The sequence below is a fragment of the Mycobacterium sp. genome (assembly GCF_052143115.1).
GTDB lineage: Bacteria > Actinomycetota > Actinomycetes > Mycobacteriales > Mycobacteriaceae > Mycobacterium.
Genome location: NZ_JBKQTQ010000191.1, coordinates 24,616 through 49,681, shown reverse-complemented (window position 1 = coordinate 49,681; position 25,066 = coordinate 24,616). Strand labels below are relative to the sequence as shown.

The 25,066-nt window shown below is 65.5% G+C and carries 26 protein-coding genes and 1 pseudogene; 14 read left to right on the top strand and 13 right to left on the bottom strand.

Features of this window, described 5'->3' with window-relative positions:
- On the bottom strand, positions 1–1,242 hold the full coding sequence (locus ACLQI9_RS20145) for a molybdopterin-dependent oxidoreductase (RefSeq protein ID WP_442382367.1): 1,242 nt from the start codon (positions 1,240–1,242) through the stop codon (positions 1–3).
- A gap of 159 nt (positions 1,243–1,401) precedes the next feature.
- Complete coding sequence (locus ACLQI9_RS20140; protein ID WP_442382313.1) at positions 1,402–2,100, bottom strand: class I SAM-dependent DNA methyltransferase; 699 nt, start codon at positions 2,098–2,100, stop codon at positions 1,402–1,404.
- 256 nt (positions 2,101–2,356) lie between these two features.
- Between ACLQI9_RS20140 and ACLQI9_RS20135 the strand changes: the two are divergent.
- Positions 2,357–2,446 (top strand): annotated as a pseudogene (locus ACLQI9_RS20135) (hypothetical protein); the annotation flags it as partial.
- Between the two features lie 34 nt (positions 2,447–2,480).
- On the opposite strand, the gene ACLQI9_RS20130 reads toward ACLQI9_RS20135, so the two are convergent.
- The 7 genes from ACLQI9_RS20130 to ACLQI9_RS20100 all read right to left on the bottom strand — a co-directional run bounded on the left by ACLQI9_RS20130 (position 2,481) and on the right by ACLQI9_RS20100 (position 9,977).
- Complete coding sequence (locus ACLQI9_RS20130) at positions 2,481–3,881, bottom strand: DUF2252 domain-containing protein (protein WP_442382314.1); 1,401 nt, start codon at positions 3,879–3,881, stop codon at positions 2,481–2,483.
- 89 nt (positions 3,882–3,970) lie between these two features.
- Positions 3,971–5,308, bottom strand: coding sequence for an MmgE/PrpD family protein (locus ACLQI9_RS20125; protein ID WP_442382315.1), 1,338 nt, complete (start codon positions 5,306–5,308; stop codon positions 3,971–3,973).
- Complete coding sequence (locus ACLQI9_RS20120; protein ID WP_442382316.1) at positions 5,305–5,856, bottom strand: YbhB/YbcL family Raf kinase inhibitor-like protein; 552 nt, start codon at positions 5,854–5,856, stop codon at positions 5,305–5,307. Before ACLQI9_RS20120 ends, ACLQI9_RS20125 begins: the two co-directional genes overlap by 4 nt.
- Entirely contained in the window at positions 5,853–6,401 is a 549-nt protein-coding gene (locus ACLQI9_RS20115) for a LeuD/DmdB family oxidoreductase small subunit (protein ID WP_442382368.1), read from the bottom strand. The genes ACLQI9_RS20120 and ACLQI9_RS20115 overlap by 4 nt, the downstream gene beginning before the upstream one ends.
- Positions 6,402–6,409: 8 nt before the next feature.
- Positions 6,410–7,657 carry a 3-isopropylmalate dehydratase large subunit gene (locus ACLQI9_RS20110; RefSeq protein ID WP_442382317.1) on the bottom strand — a complete coding sequence of 416 codons (1,248 nt, stop codon included), beginning with the start codon at positions 7,655–7,657 and terminating at the stop codon, positions 6,410–6,412.
- Complete coding sequence (locus tag ACLQI9_RS20105) at positions 7,648–8,535, bottom strand: isocitrate lyase/PEP mutase family protein (RefSeq protein WP_442382318.1); 888 nt, start codon at positions 8,533–8,535, stop codon at positions 7,648–7,650. Before ACLQI9_RS20105 ends, ACLQI9_RS20110 begins: the two co-directional genes overlap by 10 nt.
- Positions 8,536–8,546: 11 nt before the next feature.
- Complete coding sequence (locus ACLQI9_RS20100; RefSeq protein ID WP_442382319.1) at positions 8,547–9,977, bottom strand: MmgE/PrpD family protein; 1,431 nt, start codon at positions 9,975–9,977, stop codon at positions 8,547–8,549.
- Between the two features lie 90 nt (positions 9,978–10,067).
- Between ACLQI9_RS20100 and ACLQI9_RS20095 the strand changes: the two genes are divergently transcribed.
- Entirely contained in the window at positions 10,068–10,874 is an 807-nt protein-coding gene (locus tag ACLQI9_RS20095; protein WP_442382320.1) for a GntR family transcriptional regulator, read from the top strand.
- On the opposite strand, the gene ACLQI9_RS20090 is transcribed toward ACLQI9_RS20095, so the two are convergent.
- From ACLQI9_RS20090 to ACLQI9_RS20080, 3 genes are read right to left on the bottom strand one after another with little or no spacing between them, the layout of a single operon-like run.
- Positions 10,871–11,491 (bottom strand): methyltransferase family protein, encoded by a 621-nt coding sequence (locus ACLQI9_RS20090; protein ID WP_442382321.1) that lies wholly within the window; start codon positions 11,489–11,491, stop codon positions 10,871–10,873. The two genes, ACLQI9_RS20095 and ACLQI9_RS20090, sit on opposite strands and share 4 nt — an antisense overlap.
- Before the next feature lie 2 nt (positions 11,492–11,493).
- The gene (locus ACLQI9_RS20085) at positions 11,494–12,336 is read right to left on the bottom strand and encodes an enoyl-CoA hydratase/isomerase family protein (RefSeq protein WP_442382322.1); all 843 of its coding nucleotides are present in this window, start codon (positions 12,334–12,336) and stop codon (positions 11,494–11,496) included.
- A 44-nt stretch (positions 12,337–12,380) separates the two neighbouring features.
- A complete protein-coding gene (locus ACLQI9_RS20080; RefSeq protein WP_442382323.1) occupies positions 12,381–13,238 on the bottom strand; it encodes a ribokinase in 858 nt (285 codons plus the stop codon).
- Positions 13,239–13,380: 142 nt separating this feature from the next.
- Here ACLQI9_RS20080 and ACLQI9_RS20075 point away from each other — a divergent pair, with 142 nt between their 5' ends.
- The 3 genes from ACLQI9_RS20075 to ACLQI9_RS20065 all read left to right on the top strand — a co-directional run bounded on the left by ACLQI9_RS20075 (position 13,381) and on the right by ACLQI9_RS20065 (position 17,393).
- Positions 13,381–15,552, top strand: coding sequence for an adenylate/guanylate cyclase domain-containing protein (locus tag ACLQI9_RS20075; RefSeq protein ID WP_442382324.1), 2,172 nt, complete (start codon positions 13,381–13,383; stop codon positions 15,550–15,552).
- The gene (locus ACLQI9_RS20070; RefSeq protein ID WP_442382325.1) at positions 15,549–16,964 is read left to right on the top strand and encodes a mechanosensitive ion channel domain-containing protein; all 1,416 of its coding nucleotides are present in this window, start codon (positions 15,549–15,551) and stop codon (positions 16,962–16,964) included. Before ACLQI9_RS20075 ends, ACLQI9_RS20070 begins: the two co-directional genes overlap by 4 nt.
- Before the next feature lie 174 nt (positions 16,965–17,138).
- Positions 17,139–17,393 (top strand): hypothetical protein, encoded by a 255-nt coding sequence (locus ACLQI9_RS20065; RefSeq protein WP_442382326.1) that lies wholly within the window; start codon positions 17,139–17,141, stop codon positions 17,391–17,393.
- A gap of 4 nt (positions 17,394–17,397) precedes the next feature.
- Here ACLQI9_RS20065 and ACLQI9_RS20060 read toward each other — a convergent pair whose 3' ends face one another.
- A complete protein-coding gene (locus tag ACLQI9_RS20060; RefSeq protein ID WP_442382327.1) occupies positions 17,398–17,637 on the bottom strand; it encodes a hypothetical protein in 240 nt (79 codons plus the stop codon).
- 5 nt (positions 17,638–17,642) lie between these two features.
- Here ACLQI9_RS20060 and ACLQI9_RS20055 point away from each other — a divergent pair, with 5 nt between their 5' ends.
- From ACLQI9_RS20055 to ACLQI9_RS20015, 9 genes are all read left to right on the top strand, one after another.
- On the top strand, positions 17,643–17,954 hold the full coding sequence (locus tag ACLQI9_RS20055; protein ID WP_442392055.1) for a hypothetical protein: 312 nt from the start codon (positions 17,643–17,645) through the stop codon (positions 17,952–17,954).
- Positions 17,955–18,031: 77 nt separating this feature from the next.
- Entirely contained in the window at positions 18,032–19,279 is a 1,248-nt protein-coding gene (locus ACLQI9_RS20050) for a glutamate-5-semialdehyde dehydrogenase (RefSeq protein ID WP_442382329.1), read from the top strand.
- Positions 19,280–19,299: 20 nt separating this feature from the next.
- Positions 19,300–20,175 carry an AAA family ATPase gene (locus ACLQI9_RS20045; RefSeq protein WP_442382330.1) on the top strand — a complete coding sequence of 292 codons (876 nt, stop codon included), beginning with the start codon at positions 19,300–19,302 and terminating at the stop codon, positions 20,173–20,175.
- An 8-nt stretch (positions 20,176–20,183) separates the two neighbouring features.
- On the top strand, positions 20,184–21,626 hold the full coding sequence (locus tag ACLQI9_RS20040) for a vWA domain-containing protein (RefSeq protein ID WP_442382331.1): 1,443 nt from the start codon (positions 20,184–20,186) through the stop codon (positions 21,624–21,626).
- Positions 21,627–21,781: 155 nt separating this feature from the next.
- Positions 21,782–22,402, top strand: coding sequence for a nicotinate-nucleotide adenylyltransferase (gene nadD / locus ACLQI9_RS20035; RefSeq protein ID WP_442382332.1), 621 nt, complete (start codon positions 21,782–21,784; stop codon positions 22,400–22,402).
- Positions 22,399–22,779, top strand: coding sequence for a ribosome silencing factor (gene rsfS, locus ACLQI9_RS20030; protein ID WP_442382333.1), 381 nt, complete (start codon positions 22,399–22,401; stop codon positions 22,777–22,779). The genes nadD and rsfS overlap by 4 nt, the downstream gene beginning before the upstream one ends.
- Entirely contained in the window at positions 22,776–23,459 is a 684-nt protein-coding gene (gene gpgP, locus ACLQI9_RS20025) for a glucosyl-3-phosphoglycerate phosphatase (RefSeq protein WP_442382334.1), read from the top strand. Before rsfS ends, gpgP begins: the two co-directional genes overlap by 4 nt.
- Positions 23,449–24,213, top strand: coding sequence for a diglucosylglycerate octanoyltransferase (octT, locus tag ACLQI9_RS20020; protein WP_442382335.1), 765 nt, complete (start codon positions 23,449–23,451; stop codon positions 24,211–24,213). The genes gpgP and octT overlap by 11 nt, the downstream gene beginning before the upstream one ends.
- Positions 24,214–24,219: 6 nt before the next feature.
- Positions 24,220–25,065 carry a DegV family protein gene (locus tag ACLQI9_RS20015; protein WP_442382336.1) on the top strand — a complete coding sequence of 282 codons (846 nt, stop codon included), beginning with the start codon at positions 24,220–24,222 and terminating at the stop codon, positions 25,063–25,065.
- Position 25,066: the final 1 nt, after the last annotated feature.

Genomic DNA, 25,066 nt, shown 5'->3' with positions numbered 1-25,066 from the left:
TCAACGTTGTCCGAATTCGATTGACCGTACCCATTTGGTGTTGTGCACACCCGGCAGCGCGGGCACTATGATGCGCGCGGGGTAGCCGTGATCAAAAGACAGGTCAACGCCGTTGACCCGAAGTGCCAGCAACGAGTCGGGGTTGCGCACCTGATTAGCCTGCAGGACAGCGTGATTGAACGCGCCGGCCCGCTCCAGCGAACGCACGGTGGCTCGGGCCGGGTTGGGCAGCCCGGCCAGGTCCGCCAGATCGCGGAGACGAACTCCGCTCCACGTCTGGATGGTCGACCATCCTTCGACGCAGGCGATCGGCAGCTCGGCGGTATGCTGCGGCATCGCTTCCAGGGCGGCCCGGCTCAACAACATCTGCCCCGAAGGACCTCGCACGCTGAGCCGCCAATTCGCGCCGGTGTTGGCTGGCGTGATTGCGGCGGCCGCAGCGGTCCTATTGACCTGGAAATCGTTGGGACCTGTACCGCGGTTGCGTCCGCGCGGCAACAGGAACGCCGCACGACGGCTGAAACCTCCGAGTGTCTGGCCCGCGGTGAGCACGGCGACGAACAATGCCCCGCCCCCGACCAGCGCCAGCGCGCCGCGGCGACTCATCGTCGGCGGTGCGGGATCGGCGGCGACCAGCCCGTCCGCGTCCGGTGGTTCGGGGCGGGTGTCGGCGCGTGAGGTGCGCAATACGGTGCGAAGCGACTGGGAGCGCAGGCCGGTGATCATCCTGGGCAATTTGATCAGCACGTGGATGACGAAACCCGCGATGAATATCCACGCGCCCCAGTAGTGGGCCGTGTAGAAGCTGAACCCGAAAATGTAGTCGTACTGGATGTTGAGCACCCCGGTGATGAGCTCAAAAAGGATCCCGCCCACCAGCATTAGCAACGACAACCGCTCCAGAAGCTGCGCGATCGACCGCAGCGGCGGCCATGCGAACAGCCGTGGAATGACCGACCACAGTTTGGCCAGCACCACCGGGATGATGATCAGACCCAATCCGACGTGCACACCCTGAGTCAGCCGGTAAAGCCACGAGGGCCGGGTCGGCCAATCGAACGTGGGCAGTTTGAGCCACCCGACATCGCGAGGGATGGCCTGCCCGAATTGCGGGCCGTACGCGATGTAGGACAGCAGCCCGGTCAGGATCACCACCGGCAGGCTGACGAGCAGCACCGAGCCGAACACCGACGTCAACCATGGCCCCCGCAGCGGGCTCCGCCACCGCTGCAGCAGGCCCATCCCGGGTGGTTTGTGGCGTTCCAATGCGCGCCACAAACGCGCCGGAAATCCGTACACCACTTCGGTCGTGCCGTCCTCCGCAGCGGTGCTGTGCGAATGGTCGTGGCCAGTCGCCTCGGCGTTTGTTCGCTGGGTGTGCACGAGCGTGTGTCCGTCCGGCTACCGATCCACTCCGGAACGAGCGGCGCCAGTCAGCACCGCAATCACCCGGGCGTGAACGTCGACGACGTGAGTGACAAGGAACCCGGCAGCGCGCGCGATGTCGCCGAGCGAGCCGGCTCCCACGCGCGACCACGGAAACCAATGCCCCAGATATTGTTCGGTTTCCCAGCGCAGTAGTTCGTGACACAGCGCAATTGCCGCGGACTCGATCTCGACGATGACAACGCCGCCATGCGCGAGCAGTTCCGCGGCCCGCTTCAAGGTCCGGACCGGGTTCCCGCCGATACCGATATTCCCGTCGGTGAGCAGAATCTGTTCCCAGCTGCCCTCGGCGGGCAATGGAGCGAATAGGTCGCGGCGGATCGCGGTCCCGCCACGTCCACGTGTCATCTCTACCGCGGCGGTCGAACTGTCGACCCCGAGTACGGGGAATCCGCGCTGCCGCAGAGAGGCGGTGAACCGCCCAGGACCGCATCCCAGATCCAGAGTCGGGCACGAAGTGCAATGCCCGAGCACGTGCTCGTCGGCGAGCCGATCTTGTGGTGTGATCTCGGGTCCCCCGATCCAGCGGGTCATCGGCAATTCACGGCAATGCCCGTGATGATTGCGGGCCCAACACGAGCTGCCCGCCGCCGCCGACCGATAGATCAGGTCGACAGACCTCGCTGCACCTGCCTCGCAGGTGTCACTGGTCATCGCCGCTTCCGAAACCTTACGGCGCTCATGTCCATCTACCCATCCGTTCGCATCATCGGTGCACTTAAGTGGTATTCGGCGCTGAGTGGACTACGGATTGCCGAAGCCTGGATATCGAAACCTCAGCGGCTTGCAGATCGTTATTCCGGGCCTGTTACCGCCGGGTTGAGCGAGCGAGACCGAGCGTCCCCACACCGCACGCAGCTCAGGACACGCGAGCACGCGCTAATTCGGCGATGTGAAATACATCAAGTCGGGCGACCGGCCGCCGGGATTCCCGGGGAACAAGCGACCGTCATAATCGCTGAAGGAGATTCGGCACTGGCTGCAGGTCTTCGTGCAGCGGTGACTGCACGTTTGAGCACGTTGTTCACCGACCGCTATCGGGCAGGATCGTCGGCGACGTCGATGTCGCCAGCGGCGGCAGCCGCGCGCAGTTGGTGGAAGTCGTCGAGCGACTTGTCGGCGTATTCGTACGACCACTCCGCGACTGCGTCGTGCACGGTGTCGTTGGAGCCAACGTATCCCCGCAGTATTGAGGCATTCGCGCTTTGCGAGTGTGCCCGCGCGAGCAGCACTGCACAGGCAGTGACGTATTCGCCGAACGTGGAGGCCGACATGCCTTCGGTGTCGACGGTGCCCTTCATGTCGTGGAACTGACGGACGTAGTAGTCGCGGCCGTCCTTGCGTGTCGTCCCGAGGAATACATCCGACATCGCCTGCAGAATTCGCTGGCCGTCGATGACGCGCACACCCTGGCCCTTAGCCTCAACGGCCGCGGTCAGTGTGTCTGGCTGGCACCAACCGCCGTACTCTTCGAGCACTGAGCGAGTGGCCTCTTTGATCTGCATGATCATCGGTGTGTCGTTGGGGCCGACCATGATGACCAAGTAGCACCGGGTACCGACGCTGCCGACGCCAACTACTCGCAGCGCGACATCGGTGACGCGGAAGTGCGACAGCAGCAGCGCGATGTCAGCCGGGACTGCGGCCAGATACTCCTCAATCGACTCGACCAGGGGGGCTTCGATCTCCTCGTCGACGTGCTGGAGAACCGGCGGTGATTCCCGCAGGCGCGGCGTTCCCTCGGGCCCGATCTCCGTGATCTGTTTGAAGACACGCGCCGACGTTCGCGTGCGCGCCCGGGATATCGTTTTCTGAATCAGAGCCTGCGATACCTTGGATACCTTCCCGGTGTAGTGTTCTGGTTCCAGCCGCAGGTAGTAGCGGTCCAGAACGCTCATCTCCTCGAGCATCGCCTGCAGACTGGTTTGGTAGCCCACCAATGCCTTTTCGACGCAACGGCGGATGGCCTTGCCCGGGTAACCGGCATGGCGGCCCCCGATGATCGCGCTGGTGATCAGCCGTTTGACGTCCCACTCCGCGGGTGCGACGGCGGCCTCGTCAAAATCATTCAGGTCGAAGACTATTGAGCGGTGCGGAGCAGCGTACACGCCGAAATTCGACACGTGAGCGTCACCGCAGCACATGACTTCGATCCCAGTCGACGGGCTTGCAGCGAGGTCGGCAGCCATCACCGCTGCCGAACCTCGGTAGAACGAAAATGGGTCGGCGAGCATCCGAGCAAAACGCAGCGGGACGAGTTCGGGTAGTCGGCTGGCGTTTTGAGCGACGAGAATCTCAGTGGCCGTTCGCGGAGAAGGAGTCAGCTGTGCGAGAGCGCGCCGTGGGGCGGTCTTTCGCAACGCCCGACCCCGTGCCGCATCCTCGCCTGGGACTTCCAGATCGATCAGGCGTTCACGCAACACCCGTTGCGGCATCTGATTAGCGTACTCAGCCCATGTCGATGGATACGGCGCTTCGCCGCAACGCATACCCAGAGAGTTTTGAACTCAGCGAGGCGCGCCGCTTACAGACACAGATGCCGGGTGAGTCGGGAAACTGCGCTCACGTCCAGGTCGGCGGCGGGCAGGGCGACCGCTGTGATTACCGCCTCGACGCGGTCGGCGCCGAGATGCGGTGTGGTGATGGTCCGGAATTTCTCCTCGAGCCGCCGACGCTGCAGCGCCAGATCACGTTCGGGTGTGTTCACATCACGGGACGTGGTCAGCAGCCTGCCGTCGTTCATAATTATCTCCACGACGGTGGGTGCTCCGGAGATGCCGTCGTCGGTGACGGTCACCTTTTCGCGTAGCGCGATGACGGCCGAGTCTGCAGCCGCCGCGTCGTCGATGACCATCGTCGACCGGCCGAGGGCTGCCATCGCGGACAGGTGCGCGACGCTGAACTTGACCTCGAGCCCGGTTGCCGGCCTGGGCAGTGCGCAGGTGGCGAATTCCACTTCGCCCAGATGTAGCCGAATTTCGGCAACCTCATCCGTGTTGAGCGCATGCTGCGTACGCAGCTCGCTGATGCCGGCCAGCGTCGAATGGGTCATATGGCAGGACGCGTCGAATTTGAACAGGTTGCTCAAGATGTGCCAGCCCACCGGCGGTTCGGCCAGCGCTGCGGCCGCATCGCACTCTCCGCTTGCGGTTGCGGCGAAACCTTTAGCGCATTCGATCGCCGATTCGTTTGCGGTGAAGTCGTTTTGGGCCAGTAGAGCAGCCAGCAGCCCGTTTTCGCATGCCTTCCCCGCGTGGAACGACTTGGACATCGTGCCCACCATGCAGCCCAGCCCGGCGGCCTGGGTGGCGGCCAGCGCGAGCGCCATTGCGGTGCGTTCTGCGTCGAGCGACAGCAGTCGCGAGCAGGCTGCGGCGGCGCCCACCGTGCCGATCGTCCCGGTGTGGTGAAAGCCCCGCACATACGAGAGCGGACCGACCGCGGCGGCAACCCGGCAAGCGGTCTCGTAGCCGGCGACAAAGGCGCACAAGAACTCTGGCCCGTTGCTTTGCAGTGATTCGGCCAGCGCCAACACCGCTCCGAGTATCGCCACCGAAGGGTGGCCGATGAGCCTTGCGTTCACGTCGTCGAAGTCGAGGACGTGCGATGAGGTGCCGTTCACCAGCGCGGCCTGCAGTGGGCTCACCCGGATCCCGTGACCGATCACGCTGGCGCCATTCGTGACAGCGTCCGGCGCGAGTGTCCGCAGCAGTGTCCGCGGGGCCGGTTCGCGGCTGCCGACGATGGTGACGCCGAGCCAGTCCAGCACACACAACCGGGACATGGCGACAACGTTGTCCGGCAGTCGATCGAAACTCAGCCCCGCCGAACGCTCGGCTAATTGCGATGTCAACCCGGTCATGGGCGTTCGTACGTCCCGGTCAGCACCCCGCGGGCAATCACGTGTCCGGCCATCTGCTTCAGCAGCGCCTTGGCGGTGGAGACATGGTCCGGAATCGGCTCGTCGAGCGCCAGCATGTGGAACCGGTAGTGGTGCGGCCCATGTCCTGGAATCGGCCGCGGGCCCGCGTATCCCGGGTGCCCCAAACCGCCCGGGATGAACCGCATTCCCGCCGTGCCCGGCTGCAATGCGCCCGTGTCGACATCCTGCATGCGGGGCTCGATCAAGGCGATGGTGTGCAGCAGCGGGCGTGGCAGCGGAACGTCGACGTCGTCGATGATCAGCACCAGCTGTCGGGTCTCTGGCGGCGGCGCGGTCCAGCGCAGCTGCGGTGAAACATTCTCGCCAACGCCCTTTCCGGCGCTCGACGCCGGCATCACGCCGCCATCGCTGAACGCGGTGCTGGTGACCGAGATGTCATAGGGCGCCGTGATACCCGCACCGGCAAGTGGGCTTCGACGCTCGCCAGCGCGGACATTGCGCAGCAGTCTGCCGACGGCGCGCGTCATGCGTCGCTGCCCGCGCCGCGGATCGCCACCGTGCTGGACCGCAGCACGTCACCCAATTCGGTAGGCAGATAACCCTGCGCCGCCAGCCGCGGTAATACGCCTCCGCTGGCGATGATGTCGAGGATGAGGTCGGGCAGCTTGGGCACCGACCCCGACGCCCCGGTTGTGTCGTTGCGCCATTCGCCGGTGCTGAGATCGAAGGTGCCGGTGTCGCCCTCGTGGAACACGGTGGTGACGTCGGGAATTGTCATCGCGGGCAGCCCGGCGTTGACGGCATTGCGGAAGAACAGTGAATTGAATTCCTCGGCGACCAGACCGGCGACGCCGAGCTCGGTGAACAGCGCCGCGACCGGCCGCGACGATCCTAGCCCGAAGTTCTTGCCCGCCACGACGATGTCGCCGGCGGAAACCTGCTCGGTCCACCCGGAGCGTACCTCGTAGAAGATGTGCTTGGCCGCCTCCGGGGGATCCATCTTCATGGCGAAGGCGGGGTACATGGCGTCGGTGTTCAGGTCGTCGCCGAACACCCAGACCTTGCCGGTGATGGTGAGCGTCATGGGGTCGCACTCCTCGCGTCGGTGATGTAGCCGGTGATCGCTGATGCGGCAACGGTTGCCGGTGAGGCCATGAAGATCTGCGCCTCGGGGCTGCCCATGCGGCCGGTGAAGTTCCGGGTGCTCGACGTCAGGCAGACTTCGCCGGGTCCTACCACGCCCATGTGGTAGCCGAAGCACGCGCCGCAGGTGGAGTTGGTGATCACAGCGCCGGCGTCGGCGAGGTCCTGCAGGTAGCCGCGCCGCATCGCCTCGCGATAGACGGCCTGTGACGCCGGAGTCACGAGCAGCCGAACGCCGGCCGCAACAGTCTTGCCACGCAACACGTCCGCGGCAATTTCAAGATCTTCGAGTTGGCCGTTGGCACACGAACCGATGAAAGCCTGATCGATCCTCTGCCTGCCTAACTGCGAGACCGGCAGGCCGTTGCGGCTCACGGTGCCGGGCCGGGCCACATAGGGTTCCAGAGCGGCCAGGTCCACGTGCCGCACCTCGCGGTAGGTCGCATCGGGATCCGGTGCGGCAGTCTCATATCCGGTGACGCCGCGCTCGTGCAGGAATGACGTCAGCGCCTCATCTGGTTCGAACGTGCTGAAGTCGGCCGACACCTCGGCGCCCTGGGTGGCGATGGTGCGACGGTCGTGCATCGGGATGCTGGCCAGCCCGGGGCCGCCGAACTCCAGGTTCAGGTTCGCGGCGTCGCCGTACTCGTTGGCGATGTGCAAAAAGATGTCCTTGCCGCTCACCGTGTCGGGTTTGACGCCCTCGAGCTGGTAGCGGATCGTCGGCGCGACCTGAAACCAGGTGCTGCCCGTGCACATGATCGAGTACACCTCGGCGGGGCCCAGCCCGCGGGCGGCGGTGTTGTAGGCGCCGGCCGCGCAGGTGTGAGAGTCGGTGCAGGCCAGGATTTCTCCAGGGCGGGCCAGTCCGTTCTCGGCGATGACCTGGTGGCAGATGCCGTGCCTGCCGACGTCGTAGAACCGCTCGATGCCGAACTCGGCGGCGAACTTTCGGGCATGCGGTCCGCCGGCGGCGTCTTTGATGGTTGGCGCGGGCACGGCGTGGTCCATCACGATCGCCAGCTTGTCAGGGTTATGAATGCGAAGCGGTTCGATCCACATCGTCGCGAACTGCAGGTCGATCAGCACCGTCATGTCGACGTCGACGACGACGGTCTCGCCCGGGGACACCCGGTCCAGGCCGGCCTTGCGGGCGAAGATCTTCTCGATGATCGTCATGCCCATGAGCTGTCCTCCATCCGTGCGTATTTGGCATCGAGTGCACGCCACTCCGCCATCCCGACCAGGTTGAAGAATTCGGCGGGCCGGGTGGGCAGGTAGTCGGCGACGTTGCCCCCGTTGAGTTCACACAGGCCCTCCAGCATGCCGAGAACGGCGCGGCCAAGCGGGTTGCTGGGGTGGATGGCGACGGCGTAGCCCAACTCCTGCAGTCGCGTTGCGGACTCCAGCGGAGTCATGCCACCGAGCACCAGATTGATCAGCAGCGGAGCCGCCACGTCGCGCGCAATGCGTTCGATCTCCTCGATGGACTGCGGGGCCTCAACGAAGATGACGTCCGCACCCGCCTGGGCGTACCGATTCGCCCGCTCAATCGCGGCCTCCAATCCGAGCGGGGCCCGCGCGTCGGTCCGCGCCACGACGAGCAGGTTGTCGTCATCGCGAGTGTCAAGCGCGGCGGCCAAAGTCTGTTCGAACTCCGCGGCGGCGATGACGTGTTTGTCGGACAGGTGCCCGCAGCGTTTCGGGAATACCTGATCCTCCAACTGGATTGCCGCGACGCCGGCCTGTTCGTAGAGACGGACGGTGCGCACCACGTTCATCGCTGCGCCGTAGCCGGTGTCGGCGTCGGCGATCAGTGGGACATCGCCGAGCACACCAACGAGCATGCGGGCGCGCTCGGCCATCTCGGTGCCGGTGACCAGTCCGATATCCGGCAGGCCGAACCCGGCGGCGGCCACGCCTGCGCCGGTCATGTACGCCGCCGGCTGACCGGTGCGCCGGGCCAGATGTGCCGTTATCCCGTCGAAAACACCCGGCGCGACGACGAGTTCGCCGCGATCGAGCAAGGTACGTAGTTTCTGCCGGGCCGGTGTGGTGACCATGTGTCGTCCTTTCAGTCGAGTGCGCCGGCGACCGCCGGTGCCAGCAGATCGATCAGCTCATTGACGTCGTCGAGGCCTTCGAGACCGACGACCGCCCGTTCGATGGCGTTGGCGCGGTCGCGGTCGGTGACGCGGTCGGCCAGGGCGTGGAACTTGGTGACGAGCTCGTCGTTGGTCACCGGATCCCACGGCGCACCGTGCGGCGCGACGACACGGGTCCGATGCACGCTGCCGTCGCGGGTGGTCACCGCGACGTCGGTGCGGAACCGTTCGGTGGGGCCGGCGTTGGCCAGCGACTCATCCAGGTGCACGTCGGTGACGTCGATCAACGACCAGATGTCGTCGGCATCCAGGCGCGCGGGGGTGAATTGCTCGGGCAGAGCATTACCGTCGAGCAGCGCGGCCGCAGTCGCGTAGCCGATGTTCATCTGGGCGCCGATCGCGGTCAGCGGCCGCTCGGGCACCCACCAGCCGTGCTTGTACACGGTTTCGCCCACGGTAATGTCGATCTTCGAGATGTCCTCGGGGGCAAGTGATTCCCGCAGTTGCCGGGCCGCATCGACGGCTCCGTGCAGACCGCCCATGACCGCATAGGACTTGACCATGATGATGCTGGTCTCCCACCGCTCACCCAATTGGTCGGTCAGCAATGATGCGTCGGGATTGTGGCCCTCACCGAAAACGCTGAGGAATCCACCATATTCACGCTCGAATACGCGTTTGATGCCGGTGTAGTTCGCCGCGGCCAGCCCCGCGGCGTAAAAGCCGTTGCGAGCGGCGAACCCGTGGTGCATGCGCTTGCCCATCGCCTCGTACTGCGCGGCCATCAACCCCGCCGACTGGGTGCCGGCCAGGCCCAGCGCGTCCTCCAACTGTGCCGGCGACAGTGCCCGCAGTTTGCCGGATGCCATTGCCGCCGAGTGCGTGCCGAAGACCGGCCCGGAGTGCCAGCCGCGGTCGAGCATCTCGGCGCCGTGCAGCGTGTAGCCGACGCGCGGTCCGACCTCGAAACCGATGATCGCCGCGAGCAGGAAGTCGGCGCCGGTGGTGGGGCGCGACTGTGCGGTCACCGTCGAGAGCAGCGCGGGAATGACCAGCGAACAGCTGTGCAGGGGTGCGATCGGGTGGAAGTCGTCGAGTTCGAAGCCCTGAATGAAGGTGCCGTTCAGCACGGCCGCCGCGGGCCCGCTGGTGGACTTCCCGGTGCCGATGACCACGACGTCGCCCCGGTTCTCAAGGTCAAGGACAGCGTCGGTGGCGACCCGCGACCAGGGCAACTGCGCGCCGATCAGGCCGCAGCCCAGGCCGTCGAGCAGCAGATGTTTGGCGCGCTCGACCACGGTCTCCGGGATGTCGCCGAGGCTGAGGTTTGCCACCCAGGTGGCCAGCTTTCCGGTCGGTCCGTCCGGATCGGTGGCGGCGGTCGGCTGTACCGCGGTCATTGTCGGCCCTCCATCCGTGTTGTATGGTTATTATATACATATAACAAATACGAATCGATTCGGCAAGGGAGTGTGAAAACATTGGTCCTCATGCAGGAGACCAGCGGTGCGGTCGGGCCGGTGACCGCCGGCGCCGGAGTGCCGCTGCATCGTCAGCTCTTCCTGGTGTTGCACGACGAGATCGCCCGCGGCGCGATGGCCCCCGGCAATGCGTTACCCACCGAGCAGGCCCTCTGCGATCAGTTCGGGGTGTCCCGCATTACGGTGCGCCGAGCGCTGGCCGACCTCGCCGAACAGGGCTACATCGAACGTCGGCAAGGCGTCGGATCGTTCGTCCGTCAACGCGGCCGACCCGATGAAGCGCCCCCGGTCGGTTCCTACATGGACGGTCTCCGGCAGGCGCAATTCCAGACGTCCATCGATGTGGTGGAGCATGAGGTCCGAACTCCGCCGTCCTCGATCGGCGACGCGCTCGGGGTGACCGGCGAGATGCTGCATTTTCTGCGGGTGCGGCAAGAGCGCAGAACTCACGAGCCGTTGATGGTCACCGAAGCCTGGCTGCCTGCGGATCTTGTCGACACCCTGACCACCTCAGCGTTGCGGCGCAAACCGCTCTACGAGTTGCTCTCCGCCGCCGGTGTCGTCATCGATCGGATGCAGCATGAGATCACCGCGGAGATCGCGGGTCCGCGCAACGCGCGTCTGCTCAACGTGGCGATCGGTTCGGCGTTGCTTCGTATCAACCGTCTTGCGTTCGTGACGGGTTCGCCGCATCACTACGTGTCGATCCTGCTCTCGCCCAACCGCAGTCGCGTGCTGATCAGCCATACCGCCGCCGAACTCCAAACGGGTGACGGCCTTGCGATCGCCCATGACGTGCGGCGCGGCTCGAGCTAGCGGATCAGCCCGACGCCCGGGATGAACCGACCGACGCTTGCCGTATAGCCACGGTAGGCCGCACCGTATTTGCCCAGCAGATACGGTTCCTCGACTCGGCGCACCTGCAGCTCAAGCGCAGTGACCGCGAGGATCAACCCGACGATCGTCACGAAATTCGGTGTCAGCAGCGCGATTCCGACGTCGAATGTGAGCATCGCAGTGTAGATGGGGTTACGCACCCGTCCGAACATGCCGGTGTGCACCAACGCGGTTGTTTCGCTCTCGTCAACACCGACGCGCCAGGAGTCCCCCATGTCGAGCTGCGCCCACAGAGTTAACACGATCCCGAGCAGCGCCAACATGATTCCCGCGATCTGAATCGCGTCGGCGTGCAGAACGGGCAGGGGGGTGATGACCCCCGACAGCTGCAGCACCGGGCCGACCACCGCGACGATCAACGATATGACGAAGCCCAGCCCGGCAACCCATTCCGCTGAACCAATGTTGCCGCTGATACCGTGAAACCCGGTCGATCCGGTTCGCCGACGTTGAAGCCAAGCGCGCCAGACGAATCCGAGCAGACCGAACACCGCGAGCAGCACCAAAGCGACCGCCGCCGCGGAAATGGGTGACATCGTCACAGCCGTCCGTCGACGCGCAAGTCGGGATGCACCCAGTTCGGGGACCGGCGCTCCCGGAACGCGACGAAACCCTCGACGGCCTCGGCGCTCTCGATGCTGGCTTCCATCCCGATGCGGTCGTAGAGGCCGAGGTAGTTATCCAGGCTGGACTTGACAACCCGTCGCGCCCCCGGAGCCGTACGGCAACATTGCGCCAGCACCTCCTTGGCGGCAGCCATAAGCTCGTCGTGCGGCACCATCCGCGCGACCATTCCCCACTCGACGGCTTCCGACGCCGTTAGCGTCCGCCCGGTCAGCATCAGATCGCGGGTGCGGATCGGACCCACGATGCGCGCCAGCATCTGGCTGTAATAGGTGTCGGCGATACCGCGGTAGAGCTCGGGAACCCGGAAGTTCGCCCGCTCGCTGACCACCGCGACATCGCTGCACATGGCGATCTGCAGCCCGCCGCCCTGACACAGGCCGTTGACCGCGGACACCACCGGCTTGGCCGACTTACGCAGCGTGTCGAACGGTGTCACATCCATGGACAGCGCCGATCCCCACTGCATCCAGTTGTCGGCTCCGCCGCCGCCCAGGTCGCCGCCCGGCGCGAACACGTCACCGGTCCCGGTGATGAGCAGCCCCGCCAGATCCGCGTCGGCGTTGACCCGCGAAACCGCGTAGCGGATGCCGAAGTACATCGCCGGTGTCATGGCGTTGCGGGCTTCCGGGCGGTCCAGCGTCACGATTGCGAACGGGCCGTCGCGCCTAAACGTCAGATACGGCGTTCCCAGCCAGTCACCTTCGGGCGGGCGCGGGCCGCCATTGTCTCGGGGGTCTCCAGGGTTTGGCGGCATTGTGTCTCTCCTTTGCGGCGCGACCCATCGGTTCCGATGTTCCATCAGTCCGGCAGAATCACTTCGTCGATCGCCTCGCCATACGGTGCGCAGTCCCCGGCGCCGGGCACCAGCGTCGCCAGCGCGCCGGCGGCGCAGGCCCGCCGCAGCGCGTGGTCGTGGCCGTTGGCCCAGCCCGCGGCCAGCACGCCGGCGAACACGTCGCCGGCGCCGGACGTGTCTACCACCGCCACGGCCGGCGGCGTGGCGGTGAACTCCTGTCCGCCGCCGGCATAGCTGGCGCCGTCGGCGCCGCGGGTGATCACCCGATGCGCAACGGGCCAAAACCAGTGCGCGGCTTCGGTTTCGTTGACCACCAACACATCCGTCAGCTCGGCCAGCTCGGCCAGCTCGGCTGGGTCTGCACCGGACGGTGAGGCATTGACGATCACCGTCGCTCCGGCCGAATGGGCCTCGCGGGCAGCCGCTATCGCTGTTGTGACAGGAATCTCCAACTGCAGCAACAGCACATCGCAGTCGGCGACGAGCCCGCGCAGCCGGGCGGAGTCCAGCGCCAGGCCGCCATTGGCACCCGGCGCGACGACGATGAGGTTCTCGGCGGTGGAGTCGACCACGACGACCGCGCTGCCGCTGGGGCCGGGCACGGTGATGAGCCCGTCGATGCCCACGTCGTTCGCGCTGAGGTGCGCGCGTAGTGCCGTGGCGGCGGAGTCGTCACCCACGGCGCCGACGAACTGCACGTCTGCTCCGGCACGTGCTGCCGCCACCGCCTGATTGGCGCCTTTACCGCCGGGTGTTGATCGAAACGACGCCGCCAGCACCGTCTCGCCCGGGTGCGGCAATGTGTCGACGTCAAAACCCATGTCCATATTGACGCTGCCCACCACGCATACGCGTGTCATTACGCCGACGGTATGGAGTCGCACCCGGTTTCACAACGGTGTGTTGATAACGGTTTTCGGCAAATCCGGTTTCAGCAGGCCATTAGCGCTACGCTGCTGCGTGATCTGGGCTTTTCCTCACCCGTCAGCGAAAGGAAGTCGATTGACGCCGCGGCGCTCAACTGATCCGGTGCCGGAAGATCAGACGGTTCCGGCCGGCAAGGGTCGGCGACACCCGCGGGCCCGGTTCAGCATCCAGTCCAAGATCATGGTGATGCTGCTGGTTTCCACTCTTGCGTCGTTGGCGGTGATCTGTGTCGTCCAGTACTTCTCCGGCCGTCGCGCCCTGTTGCCTGCCGAGGCTGAACGAATGGTCCAGCTGCGTGAGGGACAGAAGCGGGCAATCGAGATGTTGTTCGCGGACCTGACCGACTCGCTGATTGTCTACAGCAGCGGATCGACCGCCATCGAGGCGGTTCAGGCGTTCACCGACGGCTTCGACCAACTGGCCAACGCGCCGATCGATCCCGGCCAACAGCAGTCGCTGGTGAACTACTACAACGACAAGATGATCAAACCGATCCAGCAGGCAACCGGCGACACACTGAGTCTCGGCGCGGTGCTGCCCAACAACAACGCGCAGAAGTATCTTCAACTTCACTACACCGTCCCGTCGTACGGCGCCTCAACCCCGCCCGACGACGCGGGTGACGGTAGCGCATGGTCAGCCGCAAATGCCCGCTTCAACAACTACTTTCGCGAGATCGCGACCCGCTTCGAATACCGGGACGCCATGCTGCTCGACGCTCGGGGCAATCTGGTTTACAGCGTGAACAAAGGTCCCGTGCTGGGCACCAATATCTTGACCGGTCCGTATCGCGAGTCCAACCTGCGCGGCGCCTACGAAAAGGCGATGGCTGCCGACTCCGTGGACTTCGTGTGGATCACCGACTTCCAGCCCTTCCAGCCCGCACTCGGGGCGCCCATCGCATGGCTGGTGTCGCCGATCAGTTCGGCGGGCAAGACGGCGGGGGTGCTGGCGCTGCCGTTACCGATCTCGAAAGTCAACCGGATCATGACAGCCGACAAGCGCTGGGAAGCCGCCGGCATGGGGGAGACAGCGGAGACGTATTTGGCCGGTCCCGACAAGCTAATGCGTTCGGATTCGCGGTTGTTCCTAGAGGACCCGGATAAATACCGGCGCGAGGCCGAGGCAGCAGGAACCCCACCCGACATTGTCGACAAAGCGATCAGGTGGCACGGGACGACGCTGGTCCAGCCTGTGGCGACCGAAGCTCTTCATGCCGCCCAGCGGGGGCAGAGCGGGACGGTTGTCGATACCGGCTACCTGGGAGACAAGGAACTCGCCGCCTACGCCCCGGTGAACGTGCCGAATTCGGATCTGCGCTGGTCGATCTTGGCGACCAGGGACAGCGCCGAGGCCTACGACCGGATCGGGTCATTCACCCGGACACTGGTATTGACCACCGCGGCATTGGTTTTCATCATTTGCGTGGCCGCGATGCTCGTCGCCCAGATATTCGTGCGGCCGGTCCGGCGGCTCCAAGCCGGCGCGCAGGAGATCAGCGCAGGGAATTACGACATCAGAATACCGGTGACGTCGCGGGACGAAGTCGGTGATCTCACAGTCGCTTTCAACGAGATGAGCCGGAATCTGGGGATCAAAGAAGAACTGCTCACCGAACAGCGCAAGGAAAACGATCGTCTGCTGCTGTCGTTGATGCCCGAATCGGTCGTGCGGCGTTATCGCGAAGGTGAACAGACTATTTCGCAGGAGCACCAGGACGTCGCTGTCATCTTCGCCGACATCGTCGGCCTCGACGAGATCTCCAACGAGCTTTCCGGTGACGAACTGGTGGGGATTATCGACGAGGTGGTCCGGGAACTCGATTCGGCGGCGGAAACCCTTGGCGTTGAACCGGTTCGCACCGTGCACAATGGTTACCTCGCCAGTTGCGGGTTAAATGTTCCGCGGCTGGACAGCGTGCCCCGAACCATCGACTTTGCCGTGGAGATGCTACGGATCATCGAGCGATTCAATGGCCGGACGGGCCACCACCTCAGCATTCGGGCCGGCGTTAACACCGGCAACGTCATCAGTGGACTTGTCGGCGGGACCAGCGTGATTTACGACATGTGGGGCGCCGCGGTAAATCTGGCCCACCAGATGCATACCGGTGCAACGGAGTCGGGGGTCTACGTCACCTCGGAGGTATACGAGGTGATGCGTGACATTCGGCAGTTCACGCCCGCAGGCAGCATTACGGTTGGCGGCTCGGAGCAGCCGATCTGGCGATTGGCGGAACGCAAGTGAAAATCGTTGACACAGGCTGGTTTTACTGGGCCGTCGGGCTGACCATCGGACTGCCCGTCACATTGATCGGTCTCACCGAATTACACCACGCGCTCGCCCGCAGGCAGAGCGCTCTGGCCCGACCAGTCAACCTGCTGCGCAACTATCTGGTGCCGCTGACAGGGCTCTGGGTGCTGTTGGTCAAGGTGGCGCGGGTTCCGGCGCAGGTCACCTCGGTGCGGATGCTTGCGACCGTGTTTGGCTTCTTAGTACTGGTGCTGGTGTTGTCCGGGCTGAACGCCACCATGTTCGAAGGGGCCCCGCCGGGCTCGTGGCGAGAGCGGGTGCCGACGATATTTCGCGACGTGACGCGGCTTTTGCTGATCGCCGTTGGACTGGCGCTGATCTTCTCCTACGTCTGGGGAGTGCGTGTCGGTGGCCTGTTCACCGCGCTGGGCGTTACGTCGGTGGTCATCGGCCTGATGCTGCAGAATTCCGTCGGTCAGATTGTGTCGGGCCTGTTTATGTTGTTCGAGCAGCCCTTCCGGATCGGCGACTGGCTGGACACCCCGACGGCGCGGGGACGCATCGTAGAAGCGAACTGGCGCGCCGTTCACATCCAAACCGACACCGGATTGCAGATCACACCGAATTCGGTACTCGCCGCCACCGCGTTCACGAATCTCAGCCGTCCGCCCGGCGCACACCAACTGGAGATAACGACGACATTCTCGGTGGCCGATCCGCCCGACCGGGTGCGGCGTCTGCTATCGCGGGTCGCCGGCACGCTGCCGCAATGCAAGGAGCACACCACACCGACCGCGGTGGCCGCCGGTAGCGGCGAGTACCGCGTCACCGTCGGGTTGAACTCGCCCGCCGAGGACGGCGCGGCGCGGACGACGTTCCTGCGGTGGATCTGGTACGCGGCGCGGCGTGAGGGTCTGCACCTGGATGGCGCCGACGACGACTTCTCCACCACGGCCCGGGTACAGATGGCGATGCGAACTGTCGTGGCACCGGCATTGCGGTTGAGCCTCACCGATCAACAGTCCCTGACCCCGCACGCGAGAATCGTTCGATACGGCACCGACGAAGTCGTGCAATTCGCCGGGGAAGTGCCCACCGCGATGACATTTCTGACCATCGGCTGCGTCCGGCTCACCACTACCGCCGAAGACGGTTCCGTCCTGTCGCTCAGCGTGCTGGAACCAGGTTCATTCCTCGGGCTGACCACACTGACCCGTCAACCAAGCCTGTCTTCGGCGTATGCGCTGGAAGAGGTCACTGCCCTGGAGATCGATCGCGAGCACATCGAAGATCTCGTGATGCGGTCACCGTTACTGCTTCAGGAGCTGGGCCGCATCATCGAGGGCCGGCGAAAGGAATCAGCCGTGGCCAGATCCCCCGAGCGCCTTCGCAGCTCAGGGTCGTAAGTTTCGCCGGCCGAGATGACGTGGGGTCGGCCATGCCGGTAGGCGGCCACTACTTCGCCGCAGACGCCGGCTGGCAAGACGAACTCGCGCGCCGTATCACCTGTTCGACTCGTGCTATCGCAAACGCGTTGAGCTCGCTTCGGCGGCAAAGATTGCCGATTTCCGGTTCGGGTCTTGCTGCGCTACATGGAGGCGGTTGGGCTGGTGGAGCTGGGCAACGGGGGCGTCACGCCTGTGGTGCATGGGGGCGACCCGTTCTCGCAGATGTGGATCAAAACCTGGCAACGGATCGACGATGCGGTCATCGATCGCGGCGTGCTCAGCGAAGCCGAGGTACACAAGATGCGGCAAGCTTACGAGGACCCGACTTTCACCTACCGGACCCAGTTGACCCAATCTGTATGGGGACGCAAGCCACTGGCGAACTGATCGCCTATTTGTGCTTTTGGTGGTGTTCGGCGAGCGCTAGCTTCTCGGCGCTGTCCGCGTAGTGCTCTTCGAGGTCGGCAAGCAGTCCTTGGTCGGTTAAATCGAGCGGACGCGAATTCTCCCAATCATGTTGGGCCACCTTGTGCAAGCTTTCTGTGACGTCATCATCGCGCATATCAAGTCGTCGGCTACCGATATGCATACCTGGCTGCTGACGCATCTGGAGGCTGCCAATCAGCGTCACCGCTGATGGAAGCGCTGGCTTCGACGACCCAGTACTCCCCGTTGTCGCTGAACATGTGCGGCGAATCCCGGCGCGGACCGGCGAACATGGGACTGGCCTGGGATGTTAGACCCGGAACGCCGCAGATTATCTGGAAGAATGGCCTGACATCGTTGGGCGGCTGTTCGTGTTGGGTCGGTATGACTATGGCTAGCGCCACCCACGAGCCGCTGGGTATCGCGGTCCTACTCAACGGCTGCTGGAACAAGACTCAGCCGAACTTGGTGGCCGATAACGCCGGAATTGCGATGCTCAACGAGATTTCAGCCGCCATCTAGCGCGTCCCGTTGGGTGGCACGGCCCGGTCGACCGGGCCGTGTCAACCGGGCCGTAGGAAACTCGATACCCTTGGTTAATGAGTGTGCATGCTCCGTCGGCTCCCGACTTGCGCCAACAGGTGCACCACGCCGCGCGCCGGGCGCGGGCCGCCGCCCGCGTGCTGGCCTCATTGCCGACGGTCGCCAAGGACCAGGCGCTATGTGTCGCCGCGGAAGCAATCGTGGCCAACACCGACCGTATTTTGGCGGCTAACGCCGAAGATCTGAACGCGGCGCGGTCGGCGGAGACACCGACCCCCATGATCGACCGGTTGGCATTGGACCCGAAGCGCGTCGAGGGAATCGCCGCCGGCCTGCGGCAGGTCGCGGGACTGCCCGATCCGGTCGGAGAGGTGCTGCGCGGCTATACCCTGCCCAACGGGTTGGCGCTGCGCCAGCAGCGGGTTCCGCTCGGCGTGATCGGGATGGTCTACGAGGGCCGGCCCAACGTCACCGTCGACGCGTTCGGTTTGGCGCTCAAGTCCGGCAATGCCGCCCTGCTGCGCGGCAGTGCGTCCGCGGCGAAGTCCAACGAGGCGCTGGTTTCCGTGTTACGCGCTGCATTGCAGGGGGAGGACCTGCCCGCCGACGGCGTCCAGCTGCTCTCGGCCGCCGACCGCTCTACTGTCACCCACTTGATCCAGGCCCGAGGCCTGGTCGATGTGGTGATCCCGCGCGGGGGGGCCGGCCTGATCGACGCCGTCGTCCGCGACGCCCAAGTGCCGACCATCGAGACGGGTGTCGGCAACTGCCACGTCTACGTGCACGATGCCGCCGACCTCGAGATGGCCGAGCGGATTCTGCTGAACTCCAAGACCCGTCGGCCCAGCGTCTGCAACGCCGCCGAGACGTTACTTATCGACACCGCAATCGCCAGCCGGGCCTTGCCGCGGCTGATCGGTGCCCTGCAAGACGCCGGTGTGACGGTGCATCTCGACCCCGATGAGGCCCACTTGCGCCGCGAATACCTGGCGATGGAGATCGCGGTCGCCGTTGTCGATGGTGTCGACGCGGCGATCGCGCACATCAACGAATACGGCACCGGACACACTGAGGCCATCGTTACCGCCAATATGGCTGCCGCCCAACGGTTCACCGAGGGAGTCGATGCGGCCGCGGTAATGGTCAACGCATCGACGAGCTTCACCGACGGTGAGCAGTTCGGGTTTGGCGCCGAGATCGGCATCTCCACTCAGAAGCTGCACGCCCGCGGCCCGATGGGACTGCCGGAATTGACCTCGACCAAGTGGATCGTCTGGGGAGACGGCCAGACTCGCCCGGCCTGAATGCTGAGGAGAAAACAAAAGTGAGTGTGCCCGCGCGGCCGGCTCCGCTGTTCGCCGACATTGAAGACGTCGGCCAACGGCTGGCCGAAACCGGCTACTTGCCCGATACCGCCACCGCGACCGCCGTTTTCCTCGCCGATCGGCTCGGCAAGCCGCTGCTGGTGGAAGGACCGGCGGGGGTCGGCAAGACCGAACTGGCCCGCGCTGTCGCGCAGGCCACCGGATCCGGTCTGGTTCGCCTGCAGTGCTACGAAGGCGTCGACGAGGCCCGCGCGCTCTACGAGTGGAACCACGCCAAGCAGATTCTGCGCATCCAATCCGGCTCCGGGGACTGGGACCAGACCAAGACCGACGTGTTCACCGAGGAGTTTCTGCTGTCCCGGCCGCTGCTGACCGCGATCCGGCGCACCGAGCCCACGGTGTTGCTGGTCGACGAAACCGACAAGGCCGACATCGAAATCGAGGGTCTGCTGCTGGAAGTGCTGTCCGACTTCGCGGTGACGGTCCCCGAGCTGGGCACCATCACCGCCCAGCGCGCGCCGTTCGTGGTGCTGACCTCCAACGCCACCCGCGAGCTGTCCGAGGCGCTCAAACGCCGTTGCCTCTTTTTGCACATCGACTTTCCCAGCCCCGAGCTGGAACGCCGCATCCTGCTGTCCCGCGTCCCCGAACTGCCCGGACACATCGCCGACGAGTTGGTGCGCATCATCGGCGTGCTACGCGGAATGCAGCTCAAGAAGCTGCCGTCGGTGGCCGAGACCATCGACTGGGGACGCACGGTGCTAGCGCTGGGCATGGACACCATCGACGACGCGACCATCGCCGCCACGCTGGGCGTGGTGCTCAAACATCAATCCGATCAGAAACGCGCCACCGGCGAACTTCGGCTGAACTAGGGGGATTGATGGCCGTCCGTCGCGTTCGTCCCAGCCATCCGCTTGCCCCGCACGGCCTACCGGGTCATCTGGTGGGATTCGTCGAAGCGCTTCGCGGGCAAGGTATTTCGGTTGGCCCGTCGGAGACGGTGGATGCCGGCAAGGTGATGGCGGTCCTTGGTCTCGGTGACCGGGAGGTGCTGCGCGAGGGCCTCGCTTGTGCGGTGCTACGCAGACCTGAGCACCGTGAGACCTACGAGGCGATGTTCGACCTGTGGTGGCCCGCCGCGCTGGGTGCACGTGCGGTGGTGACAGAAGAGGCCGAGGCCGATCCCGATTTCCAGTTGCCGCCGGACGACGTCGAGGCGATGCGGCAGATGCTGCGGGATCTGCTCACCGACAATGCCGACCTCGCTGACATGGATGAGCGGCTGGTGGCGATGATCGCGCAAATCGTCGACGCCTTCGGCAGGTACAACTCAAGCCGCGGCCCGTCATACTCGTCGTATCAGGCGCTCAAGGCGATGGCGCTGGACGAGTTAGAAGGCAAGCTGCTGGCCGGCCTGCTGGCTCCCTACGGCGACGAACCCACGCCGACCCAAGAGCAGATCGCCAAAGCGCTTGCCGCGCAGCGCATCACGCAATTGAGAAAAATGGTCGACGCCGAGACCAAGCGACGTACCGCCGAGCAACTCGGCCGTGACCACGTCCAGATGTACGGCATCCCGCAGCTGGCCGAGAACGTCGAATTCTTGCGTGCCTCGGGCGAGCAGCTGCGCGCAATGCGCAGGGTGGTGCAGCCGCTGGCGCGCACCCTGGCCACCCGGTTGGCCGTTCGCCGGCGCCGTGCCCGTGCGGGGGCGATCGACCTGCGCAAGACGTTGCGCAAGTCGATGTCAACCGGCGGCGTGCCGATCGACCTCGTGCTGCGCAAACCGCGCCCGGCGCGCCCCGAACTGGTGGTGTTGTGCGACGTGTCGGGGTCGGTCGCCGGCTTCAGCCACTTCACCCTGCTGTTGGTGCACGCACTGCGCCAACAGTTTTCCCGCGTTCGGGTATTTGCCTTCATCGACACTGCCGACGAGGTGACCCACCTGTTCGGCCCGGATGCCGACTTGGCCGTGGCGATCCAGCGGATCACCCGGGAAGCCGGTGTCTACACCCGCGACGGCCACAGTGATTACGGCAACGCGTTCGTCTCGTTCATTCAGGCGCACCCGAACGTGCTGTCACCGCGCAGCTCGTTACTGGTGCTCGGTGACGGCCGCACCAACTACCGCGACCCGGCCACCGACGTATTGGCTCACATGGTGACCGCCAGCCGGCACGCGCACTGGCTCAACCCAGAGCCCAAGCACCTGTGGGGCAGCGGCGACTCGGCCGTACCCCGCTACCAAGAGGTGATCACCATGCACGAATGCCGCTCCGCCAAGCAGCTGGCGGCGGTGATCGACCAACTGCTGCCGGTCTGAGCGGTACGCCGAGCTGGGGGAGCACCGGCCGCCGAGCTGGGGGCACCGCCCGCTTGCGAGGGACACGCTGGAGTGGCGCCGGGCCACCACTGTCACGTTGGAGTGACGCTCGCGTAAATCGGGTTCTCCGAAGTGCTCAAGTAAGCTGGCAAACCATGCAAAAGCGGCGGCTGGGAGTGATGGGTGGGACGTTCGATCCCATCCACAACGGCCACCTCGTCGCGGCCAGCGAGGTGGCCGACCTCTTCGACCTGGACGAAGTGGCGTTTGTACCGACCAATCAGCCCTGGCAGAAAAGCCGCCTGGTCAGTGCCGGCGAAGACCGCTACCTGATGACCGTGATCGCCACTGCGGCCAACCCCCGCTTCTCAGTCAGCCGGGTCGACATCGACCGCGGCGGGCCCACCTATACCAAGGACACATTGCGCGAGTTGCACACACTCAACCCCGACTCCGACCTGTACTTCATCACCGGCGCCGATGCGCTCGCCTCCATCCTGTCGTGGCAGGACTTGGAGGAACTGTTCGCGATGGCGCGCTTCGTCGGGGTCAGCCGGCCGGGCTACGAACTGGGCCGCGAACATCTCACCGGCGTCCTCGACGGGTTGCCTGAAGACGCGTTGACATTGGTCGAAATCCCCGCGCTGGCAATTTCGTCCACCGACTGCCGTCGGCGTGCCGCAGAAGGACGCCCGCTCTGGTATCTGATGCCCGACGGCGTCGTGCAGTACATCTCCAAACGCGAGCTCTACCGCAAGCCCCGGGACGACACGTGACGGCCACCGCGGAGGCGATCGAGATGGCCGCGGTCGCCGCGCGCGCGGCGGCGTCGAAGCTTGCCGAGGATGTCGTCGTCATCGACGTTTCCGGTCAGCTGGTCATCACCGACTGCTTCGTGATCGCCTCGGCGTCCAACGAACGGCAGGTCAACGCCATTGTCGACGAAGTCGAGGAGAAGATGCGCCGGGCTGGCTACAAGCCCGCGCGCCGCGAGGGCGCGCGTGAAGGCCGCTGGACATTGCTGGACTACGTCGACATCGTCGTGCACATCCAGCACCAAGACGAACGCAATTACTATGCGCTGGACCGGCTCTGGGGTGACTGCCCGGTGCTGGCGGTGGACCTGTCAGCGGACTCTGCGAGCCGGTCATGACGACCCGGCGCTTGATGATGCTGCGGCACGGGCAAACCGACTTCAATCTCGGCAGCCGAATGCAGGGTCAGCTCGACACCGAGCTGAGTGAGCTGGGCCGCGCACAGGCGGTCGCCGCAGCCGAGGCGCTCGCCAAACGCCAGCCGCTGCTGATCGTGTCGTCGGATCTGCGACGCGCCTACGACACCGCGGTCGCGCTGGGGGAGCGCACGGGCTTGCGGGTGCAGGTCGACAACCGGTTGCGCGAGACCCACCTCGGCGACTGGCAGGGCATGACGCACGCCGAGATCGACGCCGTCGCGCCGGGCGCCCGGCTGGCCTGGCGCGAGGACGCCACCTGGGCGCCACACGGCGGCGAGAGCAGGGTCGACGTGGCCGCGCGCAGCCTGCCGTTGATCGCCGAGCTGGTCGCCGGTGAACCCGAATGGGGTGCCGACGAGGAGCCGGCGCGGCCGGTGGTGCTGGTCGCCCACGGTGGGCTGATCGCGGCGCTGACCGCGGCGCTGCTACGGCTGCCGGTTGCCAACTGGCCCGTGCTGGGCGGCATGGGCAATGCCAGCTGGACGCAGCTGGTCGGACACTCCGCCGACGCGCAGACCGACGCCGACAACGTCGATGACATTCGCTGGCGCCTTGACGTGTGGAACGCTTCGGCACAGGTCGCCGGCGATGTCCTCTGAGCCACGGCGGCGGCCGGCGCTGCTGATCTTCGCCGATTCACTGGCCTACTACGGACCGACCGGTGGCCTGCCCGCAGACGACCCACGCATCTGGCCCAACATTGTTGCCTCGCAGTTAAATTGGGATCTGGAGCTGATCGGCCGCATCGGCTGGACGTGTCGCGATATCTGGTGGGCGGCGACTCAGGACCCGCGGGCCTGGGCGGCGTTGCCCCGCGCCGGGGCGGTGATCTTCGCGACGGGCGGAATGGATTCGCTGCCGTCGCCGCTGCCGACGGCGTTGCGTGAACTCGTCCGCTACGTACGGCCGCCGTGGCTGCGGCGCTGGGTTCGCGACGGCTATGGTTGGGTGCAGCCGCGGCTATCTCCGATGGCCAGAGCCGCGCTGCCACCGCACTTGTCCGCTGAATACCTTGAACAGACGCGTGGCGCAATCGATTTCAATCGGCCCGGTATCCCGATCGTGGCGTCGCTGCCGTCGGTGCACATCGCCGAGACCTACGGGAAGGCCCATCACGGCCGGGCCGGCACGGTCGCGGCGATCACCCAATGGGCTCAGCAGCACGACATCCCACTGGTTGACCTGAAATCCGCAGTCGCCGAACATGTTATGAGTGGTCGCGGCAACCCCGACGGTATCCACTGGAACTTCGAAGCCCACCAGGCGGTCGCGGAGTTGATGCTCAAGGCGCTGTCCGAAGCCGGCGTGTCCAACGAGACGTCGCGCAATCAAACCGAGAAGCCGCGCGGCTGAATTCATATGGCTGTCGTGGTAGTGACTGACTCGTCGGCGCGCCTTCCCGATGACCTGGGCTTGCAGTGGGGAATACGTCAGGTGCCCTTGCACATCCTGGTCGACGGCAGCGACCTGCGTGACGGCGTGGATGATGTTCCCGACGACATCCACGACTACGGTCAGGCCACCACCGCCGCCGCCACGCCGGCGGAACTCGGCGAGGTATACCGGCAGGCGCTGGCCGACAGCGGAGGCGATGGGGTAGTGGCGGTGCACCTTTCGGCGGCGCTGTCCGGAACCTTTGGCGCGGCCGAGACCACTGCGGTCGAAATCGGTCCAGCGGTGCGGGTGATCGACTCGAAATCGGCTGCGATGAATACGGGTTTCGTCGCGCTGGCCGCCGCCCGGGCGGCCGCCGGCGGCGCCGACCTGGCCACGGTCGCGGAATCTGCCGCCGCGGCGGTGGCGCGCAATCACGGGTTCATCGTCGTACTCCAGCTGGACAACCTACGGCGAAGCGGGCGCATCGGCGGCGCCGGTGCCTGGCTGGGCACCAAATTGTCGCTCAAGCCGTTGCTGCGCATCGATGATGGCAAACTCGTTCTGGCGCAACGGATTCGGACGGCCAACAAAGCGGTCGCGACAATGATCGACCGGGTGTGTGAAGTCGTCGAAGAGCGCTCAGCCGCGATCGCGGTGCACCACGTTGCCAATCCCGACGGAGCGGCCGACCTGGTCGCCGCGCTGGCCGAGCGCTTGCCTGCGGCTAAGCCGACGGTCGTCACGGACCTGGGCCCGGTGCTTGCCTTGCACGTCGGCGCCGGCGCGCTCGCGGTGTGTGTCGAGGTCGGCGGCGACGCGCCCGACTAGG